This is a genomic window from Larkinella harenae (assembly GCF_054780515.1).
Genome location: NZ_BAAGWE010000016.1, coordinates 49,203 through 62,237, shown reverse-complemented (window position 1 = coordinate 62,237; position 13,035 = coordinate 49,203). Strand labels below are relative to the sequence as shown.

At 52.8% G+C, this 13,035-nt stretch carries 2 protein-coding genes; both read right to left on the bottom strand.

The genetic code is table 11. The annotated features are described in order from the left end of the window. Positions 1-7,517, bottom strand: a 7,517-nt coding sequence (locus ACYVH9_RS30355) for a beta strand repeat-containing protein (protein ID WP_460640215.1), incomplete at its 3' end; no start/stop codon positions are given. 79 nt (positions 7,518-7,596) lie between these two features. Continuing rightward, positions 7,597-13,011: a hypothetical protein gene (locus ACYVH9_RS30350; protein WP_460640214.1), complete on the bottom strand. Its 5,415-nt coding sequence runs from the start codon at positions 13,009-13,011 to the stop codon at positions 7,597-7,599. Positions 13,012-13,035: the final 24 nt, after the last annotated feature.

Genomic DNA, 13,035 nt, shown 5'->3' with positions numbered 1-13,035 from the left:
CCACTCGTGGCCGTTACGCTCACCTGATAGCTACTCGTACCCAGGCACACGGCCTGACCCACCGACAACTGCGCCACCGCCGTACACGGCTCCGGGAAGCTGCACGTGGGCGGAGCTACCACCGTGGACGAGGTCACCCCGCAGCTGTTGCTGGCGCTGATCACCACATTGGTGCCGAAGGGAATATTAAGCACCGTAGTGCCCTGCACCGTGCCCGCACTGGCCACTACGGCCGCCACGCTGCTGGTGAAGGTCACACTGTAGGTATTGTTAGTCGTGTTACACTCCGGACCTGAGACCGTCAACACCGGCTTGGGACAGATCGGCAGACAGTTCACGGGGGATGCAATGGTTAACGACTGAGGTGGACAGATACCATTACTCGCCGTCAGACTCAGACTTGTTCCTATTGAAGCCGTCAGACTACCACTACTGGTCAAACGTGCCCCAGTTGAGCTCACAACAGTCACTCCGGTCGGAATGGCTATATTAATTGCGTAAGTAGTATTTCCGTTGCAGCTAGGACCTGATACCGAAGCCAAGGGAGAGCCACTGCAGTCAGTGGTCGAATCTGGGCAATCCGCTGGACTTCCTACAAGTAAACTATAGCTTCCGCAGGCAGTAGTTGAGCCAGTGATACTCATTGTGAAGTTTGTACCAACTGGCGCCGTAACTAGGTTACCATTGATAACTGCCGATGGTGTAGAAGTGCTTACAAATCCATTGTCTGCCGTAAAACTTACCTGATAAGTCTGCCCATCTATACAAATGGGTTGTCCAATTGTCAATTTAGGGACTCCTTGGCACTCGGTCAAAGAGGATGGGCAGCTTGGTGCCGCAATGGTCAAACTGGTGCCAGGGCATCCAGGTAAGCCAGCAGCCGTAATCACCATACCTGCTTCATTGTTGGTTGCAGTGACGGTAGTTCCGTTAATGGTTCCGCCTACTACACTTACAGCCGTTGTGCTGCTAACAAAACTTACTGTATACAATCCACCGGTCACTGTACTACAAATTGGGGTCGATACCGTTAACATCGGCGGTTGACAAGTAGGACAATCTGTGGGCAAAACCAAAGTTGCTGTACCCGTTGCGATACAGCCGTTCCCGTCGGTGATCGTCAGACTATAAACCCCTGCAGCTACGCCCATCAGATTGGCATTCGTCGAACCGTTGTTCCACCGGTAGCTGTAGGTACCTGGACCAGTGCCTCCACGCACGTTGGTAATTGTTATACTGCCTGTGCTGCCACCACATGCAATCGTCGAAGCTGACAACTCTGCTACGATCGCAGTAGGTTGAGTAATTGTTACGATATCACCTGATTTACATCCGTTGCCATCGGTCACTGTTACGCTGTACGTTCCAGCCGTCAACCCACTGATGCTGTTTCCAACAGCACCATTACTCCACAGGTAAGTAACCGAACCAATAGCGTTCGTTATGTTTACGGATGCACTGCCGTTGGCTCCTCCCTGACAATTAATATTGGTTTTATTTATTGTAAACTGGGGTCCCGTTGCATCATTTACACGTACCGATGCCGTTACTGAGCATTGGCTCGCATCGGTTATTGTCACACTGTAAACTCCCGCAACTAAGCCGTTGATCGGATTAGAAGTCCCACCACTATTCCACCGATAGGAATAGTTAGGGCTACCACCGCTTACTATTACAGTAGCTGTCCCGTTTGCTTGATTACATGTTGAAGCCGTACTGCTAATGGTAGCCGTTAAGCTACCCGGTGTGCTGGGTATGGTAATCAATTCAACATCTTTGCAACCGTTTTGATCCGTCGCCGTCACGCTATAGACTCCCGCAATGATGCCATTTAGGCTGTTGGTTACGGCTCCATTATTCCATTGATAGGTGTAGATTGGGCTGCCTCCAGTTACAGTTACACTCACGGCACCTGTTGCCCCGGCACAGGTAGCCGGTGTTAAGTTAGAAATTGCGATTTGAGGGCCGCCTGCATTACCAATCGTAATGAGTGTCGTTGAGAAACAAGCGCTGGATATTGCATCGGTTACTGTAACGGAATAAACTCCTGTTGCTAACCCCGTTATCGTCGGTGTATTTACTCCGTTACTCCACCGATACGAATAGTTTCCACTTCCCCCCACAGCCGTTACTGTCGCCTGGCCATCTGATTGGCTGCAATGAGCATTGCTGGTGATCACATTAATCCCAATTGTACAAGGTGGCTGGCAATCAGTAACAGTAATGGTATTCGCCGTCACCTGCGTGGTTGAACACCCGGTTGATGAGGTGACTACCACCGTATAACTGCCGCTTTGGGCTAAAGTAGCCGGACCCACCGTTACGACAGAGCCGTTGGCCGTAAAATTAGCTGGACCTCGCCAGGTATAAGTATAACTTCCAGCTGGTGTTACGGTTGCATTGAGTGTAAAGCTACTCCCTACACATGTTGTATTACTACTAATGAAAGCTTCCACCGCAGGGCCCGGTTCACTGCTGAGTACAACTGTCCGGTTAGCCGTGCAGCCCCTGAAATCAGTCACCGTAATGCTATAGGTGCCAGCCGGTAATCCCGTGATGTCGATGCCCGCTGCCGAGCTGCCAGAAACCGGTCCCGCATACGTAACGGTATAACCGGATGTCCCGCCACTGATGTTGGTGACGACCAAACTTCCTGGTTGCCCGCACAGTCCAACGGTCGGTTGCACATTAAAGCTGATCGGTGCTGGGGCCACTATTTCAAATGGCAGTGAACTGCTACATCCACTTGGTTCAATCCGGGTCACCACATATTGACCAGCCCCTGCATTAAACGTACGTGGAACATTTCCCGCTGTGGTGCCAATCAGGGGTCCGTTTATATACGAGAGGGTATATTGGGTCGTTGACGATTGTCCACCTGTAAACCGAATAATTCCCATCTGCTCCGCACAAAGGGGCTGTTGCTGAATATCCCAACCCACAACCAAAGGTGCCGGAACCGGATTGATCACCACAACCTTGCTATCTGATACACAGAGTGGGTTTCCACTTGCTATTTGAATGCTATGCGTGCCGGCGGCTACTATCAGCGTTTGAGAAGTGCCGGTAACGGGTGTCGCCACTCCATCAATGGTTAACTGATAGGGTCCACCTACTGAATTCCAGCTAATGACAACCGTACCGGAAGTACCGCAAGTAACCGGCTGACTTACCTCCGTCGTCAAACTTAAGCTGGTGGGCAGCATCGGAATTGTTACATTTTGTATACCCCGGCATGTACTCCCCTGACCGTTTATGGTAAAAATATAGTTACCGGCCGCCAAGCCGTTAATTTGGATCTCAGTCAATGATGTTGTTGTACTGCCACTGCTGGCACCACTCCAGCTAATAGTGTAAGGGGTTGTCCCCCCACTGATAGCTAGGGTAGCACTACCGTTCGATGCGCCACAATTGGCACCGCTTACCTGCGTTATAGCGACATTGGGTCCCGGAGCCTCACTGATGGCGACCGTATTGGTAAAGCTTTGAACACAATTTCCGTTGGTTTCGGTAATCGTAACGGAATAGACTCCAGCGGTCAACCCGCTAACTGAAGCGGCAGTACTAATTAGAGCCTGCGAAGCTACATTGCGCCATTGATAAGTTACCTGAGTTCCTGCCGCAGACGCTGGCAATAAAGTAGCCGTGGCGGAACCGTTACTAGCCCCACAAGCCGGATCCTCGGCCGTTATGGAAATCGTTGCGATCCGCGGTGGGCAACAGTCAACGACGGAAACCGCAACCGGTGTTGTTGCCGTAGCACTACAGCCGTTCATATCCGTTACCGTAAACGTATAGCTACCACTGTTGCTTACCTGAGCGGAAATAATGGATGGATTCTGGCTGGTCGAACCAAAGCCGTCCGGTCCGGTCCAGCTATACTCATAGGGTGGCCTTGTCCCCGTAGTTATATTGCCAAACAAATTCAGCGGACTACCAACACATACTGTATTGGAAAAGAAGGAAGCACTGACTACGGGAGACAAATTGACCGTTACATCTGCCGTGGCGGTTCCTGTACATGAATTGCCGCCAGTCACAACAACCGTGTAGCTACCCGCATCCGAAGCGTCGACACCTGTGAGGGTAATTATCTGGCCCGATGCCGTAAAATTATTGGGGCCGAACCATAGATAATTTGCAGCCCCAGCCGTGGCGGTGAGGGTTACATCATTGCCCGCACATACTTGCTGTGGCTGTACGATCACGCTCGGAGCTACACCCACAGATGTGCTGATCGTTTGGCTCGTCGTACAAAGGTTCGCATCGCTGACAATCGCGGTATAGGTTCCTCCCATGCTAACCTGAGCATTCGCCCTCGTCAGTGGATTCCCTACTAACGCCAGGCCGTCCGGCGTCTGCCAATTCACGATATATTGCCCTGTTCCACCAGAAATCGTAGCCGACAGACTCATCGCTTGGCCAACGCATGTCGGTGGAGCCGTCAGACTGATAATGCTTGGTACCGGGTTAACGACTACTATCAGACTAGCCGGCGACGATGTACAACCCGAGACGGTCTGAGTTACAGAATAAGTGAAGGTTCCGGAAGCAGCTGGTGTAGCCATAACCGGACTTCCAACCATAGGGGTCAGGTTCGTGCCCGTCCATTGTAGATTCGTTCCTGTGGCTGATAGGGTGAGTGAAGTGCCCAGGCAAACCGTAGCAGAAGGTAAAACGGTAATGACCGGTGGGGCTGGTGGCGTCGGGTCGGTAAGAGTAACGGATTGCGGGGCCGACACACAACCATTGAGAGAAACCGTCACTGAGTAGACGCCGGAAGTCAACGGACTCAGCAGCACTTGCCCAGCGGTGGCGGTCTGAGCGATAGATATGGGAGCTCCTCCGTTTCGACTATAGCTGATTGAATACAATTGCCCGCTGATCAAGCTACCAATGGTCAGGCTACCGTCCGTACCAGGGCAGCTAGTCGGATTCGTTGGGGTTAGAGTAAAGACCGGTGAAGGCGTAACCGTTACGGAAGCGGGTATACCAGCGGTTGCCGTGCAACCGTTCTGGTCTGTAATGGTGACGGTGTAATTACCACTGTTGGCCGCGGTGGCATTGGGGATACTGATCGTATTCGTCGTGGTCGTTGTTGCAAAATTGGGACCGACCCAGCTATAGTTGTAAGGGGGTACTGTGCCCGTTGTTACGTTAGCTGTTAATACAATGGGATTACCGGCGCATACCGTGTTGGAGGTGGCCACTATCGAAACAACGGGAGTAGGATTGACATTAACCGTAATCGTAGCTGTTCCACTGCAATTGGCAGCTCCCTGATCCGTGACGACAACAGTATAGGTCGTGGTAGCAGTCGGGTTGACGGAAATACTCTGGCTATTACCCGGCGTCACATTGGGGCTCCATTGGTAGCCCAAGGTACCAATCGCCCCGGAAGTGGTAACCGATAAGGTAACCGGGGTACCCGCACAAGTGACCGTCTGGCTGGGTATGGCGGTTACAGAAAGAGAACAACAATTGGTCACACTGACCGAAACCGCCGTGGTGCTCGTGGCTGAACAGCCATTGGCATCTCTTACCGAAACCGTATACGCACCATTGTTGGACAAGGATGCGCTCGAGACGGTAAGTGGAGAGGTTGTAGTCGTTGTTGAAAAGTTTGGTCCGGTCCACGTATAGGTATAGCTTCCGGTTGGAGTGCCGGTTGCTGAAAGATCGAAACTACCACCGACACAAGCTGTCACAGCTACGGGTGACACCGTGATGGTCGGTGTAGGGTTGACCGTTACCGTAACACTCGCCGGGAGTGAGGTACACCCTCCTACCGTTTGCGTCACGGTATAAACGAATTGGCCTGCTGTCGCGGGGAGGGCCGTAACCACGCTCCCCGTTGTTGAGTTCAGGTTCTCACCGGTCCACGAAAAGGTTGCGCCTGACACCCCGGTTGCGGTGGCAGTTAAGCTGTTACCTAAACAAATCGTAGCCGACGGTCCTACGGAAAGGGTCGGCGGAGCGGGTGGATTCGGGTCGGTGAGCGTAGTTGACAATGGCGTGCTTGCACACACACCATTTGAGGCCGTAAATGAATAAACTCCGGCAGATAGCCCCGTTAAGGAAACCTGCCCAGAACTATTGGAGTTCACCGTCTGCGTACTGGGATTGGCTCCGTTTCGGGTATAGGTTACCGAATAACTCTGACCAGGCACCAGACCGGTCAAGACAACCGATCCATCCGTTCCCGGACAAGTTGTGGGATTCGTTGGAATGATGCCCTCTATTTCGGCTCCATTCAACACCGTTACGGATGTTATGGCGGTAGCGGAACAGGATTGGGCATTCGTGGCAAGGACGGTATAGGAATAAACCCCGGCCGTAGAGACCGTAGCGGTCACTGGATTACCGGTTGCTGTTGCCAAGCCACTTCCGGACCAATTGTAAGTGGTGAATCCGTTGGTGGCACTTAGTGAGAAAGTGGCGGATCCATTCGTAAGACAGACCGTCGGAGCACTTGTAATCGACACTTGGCCGGAACTAAGCCACGAGACGATGACGCACGCCTGGTCGCTTGCGGTATTACAAATATCCCGCAGGGTGTTACAAATGGTTACCGAACCGGGTTGGGTTACCCCACCAACGGTTGGAAAAGTAATGGTATAGGCCCCCGTTGCCGGATCAACGGAAACATTGGATTGCAGCGACGCCGGGGTGACCGTAAAGCTGCCCCACTGCTGGGAGCTGGTCGGAACGACCGACGTTCCATTCGGTAAATTTGCCGGGTTCCAATTTCTGAGTACCTGGGTAAAATAGTTATTACTGTAGGATGTAGAGGTCGCACATAGTGATAATGAATCGTTTTGTATATCGGGTAAAACAAGAACAACCTGGCTTTGTGCATCATTTTTACAATAACGATCTAATGTTGGAGAGCCAGCTTGCCGGGAGATCGTGAAACTCAATTGGTTATTTGTATTGAACCCAAAATTTTGCATCAACTGCTGCTGGATGGGTTCGCCATTGACCAGGATACGAACATCTGAGGCACAACCCCTTCCTGGAAAGGAAAATAGTGGTACGGGCACCCCGGCAGTAACGGGGGAATCACTGTTCAGTGGACCGGATGGGCCATCAGGATCCACATCGTCCCCCGTTGGGGCTTTCCCAACCTGGTGCACAGTATAGCCATCTAGCACGGGCACGGTTGGCTGATTCAAGCTGGCAATGAGCTCATTGTCAAAAGCCTGATCCGCCCACGTTCCGTTAATATTCGTAATGACCAGGGGGGCATCCGCCCCATTCCCCCCCGGCGTTGTAAATCCATTATTCGTCACAATGGTAAATTGGCCAGTCACCAAGCGGTGCGGATTGTTGGCCGTCGGAATATACCAAGCCGTATAGCGATTGGCACCCGGATCATATGTTAAGCGGAAGTCCACCAGGGGCGTCTGGCCCAAAGGATCACAAACCTGGGCCGAAACGAGCGAGCTAAACAGGCTGAATAGCCCCATTAGCAGCATCGTCCACATCTTGTTTTGCATCATGATCCACGTTTTCATTGCAATCGCGTCTTTTAGCTTGTTACTCATTTTTATTCTCGTTGACGGGTACACCCCGCGGCCCTTTTCCGTTTTCATCTTACCGAGGCAATTGTTCTACAATGTTGAATGAGTTCACGTTGAAGATATTGCTCGGGTGCTGAATCATAATGTTGTAGATGATGTCTACATCATTCTGCTGACCCTGGAAGACCGTCACACCATTCAGGTTGACATCCCCACTGTAGTAGCCAGGCCGCACGTACGAATTTGAATTCAGGAAGTTACCCGGTGCTGTGATAACCTGGTTAAATACCTCGTTCACATCGTTCAACTGACCCTGGAAAACAGTCCGGTCCTCCCGGTTGGCATTTCCTCCCCAGAGAGCGTAGTACGTTGTGGTTGTCGGCAAGTTTGCACCCCACGGTAGACTGCGCCGTTCTTTATCCCCATACAGTCCCGCCGGCCCAGGATTGCTAGCATCATGCCAGATTTGCTGGGGTGTTAACGTCCTGAAATCAACGATTACATCGGAGCCCGCCACATTAATCGACCGAGTGGTCTGTGTCATTACACCCAAGTGGTTCCGGTGACGCACCGCCACGTAATAGTCACCCGGTGTGATGTGATCGACCCGCAGACACGTACGGCCATCCACATCGACAATTTTACCATTTCGTAGCACGAGAGCTGAGCGGGTATATCGGACGGTAGCCGGATTGGTCCGATCCCGGAATTCCAGGAACACCCAATCAACCACCGAACTGTCTCCCCGGGCCGCCAGTGTCACCGCCGGATTCGTGATGACCTCATTGTAGGGGTTCGCCACGTGGTTGAACGTCATGTTATAAGGTGCAACCCGGTAAGGATCCGTCAGCGGCAGCAGGTTCAACCTCCGCAGGTCATCCCGCATTAAAGGTTCATTATTAGCTCCATATACCGGGTTTCCTGGCCAGAGACCAAAGTCATCGACCAAACCTCCCTGCAAGTATACCAACGGGGTGAAGCAACTCGCACAAGGGCCTGTCGTTAAGCTAACGACCTGACTGATAAAGCATCCACGCGTGTCGGTTACCGTTACGGTATAACTGCCCGGAGCAAGGGTAGACAGATTCGAAACCACCCCACTGGCACTGGTTACACTTGTTGAATACGGTGCTGTTCCTCCCGAAATTTGAACAACTGCCAGGCTACCACTCGTCGCTGCGCTACACGTTGGCTGACCATATTGGACATTCATCTCCAGACCTGCCGGTTGATTAACGATTAGGGTAATCCTACTGACTGCCGGGCAGGATCCCGAACTTGTGCGAGTGATTTCATAGGTTCCACCCGGAACGCTGAGCGTCAGTGGCACATTACCAGCAGTCTGGCCAATAATCGTATTCGAGCCTGCAATGCGCACTACATACTGGTCGCTGGCCAGACCCGGGGTCGGGGTGTACTGAAGGGTTCCGCCCGTACCCGCACATTGGCTGTCGGCCTTCGTCCAGCCGGATATTGGTGAACTGCCTTGGGTGTTGATTAGAACACTGCTTGACGGGGTTCCCGAGCATCCATTTACATCCGTCACCGTAATTGTATAGGCACCGGCTGGCAGATTGGTAAACGTTTCGGTGCGGCTATTGCTATTGCGGGTGATGTAGCCACTTACCGTATACAGGAAAGGACCGGTTCCACCCGTGACACTTACGGTGATGGCTCCGTTCGAAGCACCACAAGTTGCATCCGTGACGGCTGCCGCTACCTGCATGACCGCCGTAGCATTGTACGGAATCGTTACTTCCTCAAGCGATCGACACGTGCTGGTTCCACCAGTTACCGTGAAGCTATAATTACCCGTCGGCAGACTGCTTATCAACACGGGTCCGGCACTGGAAACTTGTTGTGAGCTCGCTACCGGGCCACTCCAGCTTACCGTGTACGGGGCCGAACCACCTTCCAAGTTGAGGATGGCGCTTCCATTGGCGTTGCATCTCGCAGCCGTCGTCGTTACCAGTTTGGCAACCGGTCCACCGATCTCGCTGACGTGAACAACATCAGTATAGCGGCAACCGTTGAAGAGGTCATTTTGCGTCGTCACCGTTGCCGTCACGCTGTAAACACCGGCCGGTAGGTTGCTAATGCTAGTGCCACTCCGATTACCGGTCCAGACATAAGTCACGAATGCGTCGGTTGGTGCTCCCAGTAAGGTCGCCGTTGCCGTACCATTGGCCAGGCCGCAGGTCGCGTCAAGGACAGTCTTATTAAAGGTGAGGACCGGGCAAACCATTGGGCAAGGAGGTACGGTTATCAGCACACTGCTCACTCCGGTACAACTGTTGACGTCGGATACCCGGACGGTGTACTGTCCAGCTGCCAGTGCATTCAGATCGGTTACGACCTGGTTCTGACTGTTGAGCACCGTTACGCTGTAGGGCGCAGTACCGCCATTGATTTGCAACACCCGAATTTTGCCATCGTGGTTGCTGTTGCCACCCGGAGCGCAGGTTTCGCCCGAATATTGTACGTTAAAGTCGAGACCATCCGGAGAGCTGATTGAGAAAGACTGGAATGAACTGATACAGTTACCATCCAACCGTTCAATGATGTATTTACCCCGTGAGACGGCAAGGGTCGTACTTGTCGTTCCTGGCACTGAGGCAATCAACGTCGTTCCTTCCAGCAATACTCGGTAGCTAACCGTAGCCGCTTGCCCGCCAGCGAACGTCAATGTTCCGGTATTTTCCGGACAGAGCGGGCTCTGAGCGGTCCAGCCAGTAACGGCAGGTCCATCTGATGTGCCGATCAATGCGGAAGTGCTAGTCGTACAGCCATTGGCGGCCGTAACACCAATCGTGTAATAGCCCGCAGGTAGGTTCGAAATCGAAAGCGCACCCGACGCCTGCGTAGCATAAGGCAGCCCGTTCAGGGTAAAGCTGTAATTAGGAGTTCCACCCGCTACATTTACATTAATAGCGCCGTTGCTGGCTCCGCAGCTTCCCGCGGGTGTCGCCTGTGCCGTTAATGTAATGTCGGCCGAGGTCGAAACCGGAACCGTTACATCAAGCACGCTACGGCAGGTCGAGCCCGTGGCTGTAACCACCATGGTATAGCTGCCTGGAGCTAGGTTCGAAATTAGAACCGACGAAGCATTTGGAGCTTGCTGAGTACCACTGACCGGTCCGGTCCAGCTCACCGTGTAAGGTGCAGTACCAGCCGTTCCAGATGTTATGCTCAGTGAGACCATGCCCGTATTGACTGAACAACGGGAAGGTGTAACCGCACGGAGCGTCGCAACCGGGCCTCCGTTATCGTTGACATTCACTGTACGGATGTACTGGCACCCTACAAAACTACCATTTGGTGTACTAGTTACTGTTGCCGTAACCGAATAGATGCCTGCGCTCAACCCCTGCGTGGTTGGACCATTCTCATTAGGCTGGTTGCTCCACGTGTAGTCCACACTGCTGCCGGTTGGTAAACCACCTAGGGAAGCAATGGCAGTACCGTCGTTTGTACCACAGTTAGCGTCGACAACCACTGTATTCAGCGGTAAGACCGGACAAACCACCTGGCAACCCGGAATGGTAATCAGAATCTGTTGGATGCCAGCGCAATTGTTGGCATCCCGAACCTCGATCACGTAGTTGCCCGCTGACAAGGCATCGGCATTGCTAACCACCGTGTTATTATTATCTAAAATACGCACGGTATACGGCGACTGGCCCCCTTCAATTTGTACCACGCGAATGCTACCATTAGCCTGTGGAGCGCCATTCGGAGCACAAGTAGCTGCAGAATACTGGACATTGAAATCCAGCCCTGATGGTGCCTGAATCAATAGCTCATCGATGGCGGTACAATTATCTGCATTGCTTGTTCGAATAACCGCATAGGAACCTTCGCTCACCGTCAAAGTAACCGACTGGTTTCCTGTCACGGATGCCAGCGTACCTCCGTTTTCAGTACTGATTACTTGGTACCGAGTCGTAGCCGGTTGACCACCCGCGAAGACGAGTGAAGCTACATCACCCGGACATAGAGCCTGATTCGCGGTCCAGCCCGTAATCGCCGGCGCTCCCGTATCTTCAATGATTACTGTGACTTCATCTGATGCACAGCCATCCGCGCTCCGGACGCCAATCTGATATGCCCCAGCTACCACATTCGTCAATGTAAACGTGGGTGAGTTCGAGGTTCTGACGACCTGCCCGTTAAACAGGTAAGTAAATGGAGCTAGAACACCTGGTTGCAAATTAACTGTATACTGAATCTGACCCGAAGGTGAACCACAAGCCGTTGCGTTGGTTGGTACACCCGTTACCGCAATCCGACCAGCATCATCCCGTGCGATATGTACGGGTACATACCCCGAGCAGGTAGCTCCATTTACTGTGCTCGAAATCTGGAACGCATAATCACCCGCTGGTAAACCCGTTACCGTCTGCGTTCCCAGATTCGCCACGGTCAGAGAGCCACTGACTGGCCCGGTATAACTGATGACGAAAGGAACCGTTCCCGTTTGGATATTCAGGGTCACCTGACCGTTATTATTTGGACAAGTGGCGGCTAAGGTAGAACCAACTACTGCTACCGGACCGCCAATATTGTTCACGTTGACTGTGTCAACCAAAATACAACCATTCAGGTAGCTAGATCCTGGCACATTGGTGACCGTGGCCGTTACTGAGTATACTCCAGCAATAAGTCCTGTAATTTGCGGTCCACTGGCACCATTGCTCCAGTTATACCCCACGCTCGCGCCAGCAGGCAAGCCACCGACAAGGGCTTGGGCCCGACCGTCGTTAGCGCCACAATTGGCATCAACAACTGCCGTACTGATCGGGAAGTTACAGGGTGGCGGTGAGCAGCTACGGACAACAATCGTAGCCACAGCCGTTGAACTACCACAACCGGTTACCGCCGAAGTATATAGCACCCGGTAGATGCCCGATTGCGATACTATACCGTTGAAGACGGATCCCGTCAAGGCACTACTACTTGTCAATTCGCTAAACATTCCACCTGCTGGGAAACGAGAAGCCAGATCGACCGTTTCATTATTACAAATTGACAATAGAAGATCGCTTACCGGAGACGGTGCTGGAGCAACCGTTACGGAAATTGGCGTAACCGCGGTTGCGCTGCAAACCCCGTTCGTTACAACAACAGTATAATTTCCGCTATAAGCTACTGTTGGATTGGCAATCGTCACCGTCGGTACTGTTGTTGTCGTGCTAAAATTCGGACCGCTCCAGATATAGGTATATGTGCCAGCCTGCGTGATGGTTACTGACAAACTCAATGGGCTGCCAACGCACACCAGAGGGGCACTGGCGACCAATGTTGCCGTCAGGCTACAAGGCGGTGGGCAATCCGTCGGCGAGGCCAGGCTCACCACCTGAGCCGGACACACGCCATTGAGCGCGGTCACACTCACCGGCGTACCCAGCGCGATGCCACTGATCAGCCCATTGCTCACCACACCCGTACTGGCTACCACCGTCACCCCGGCCGGAACCGTGTAACGCACACTGTAGGTGGCCCCATCACAGGT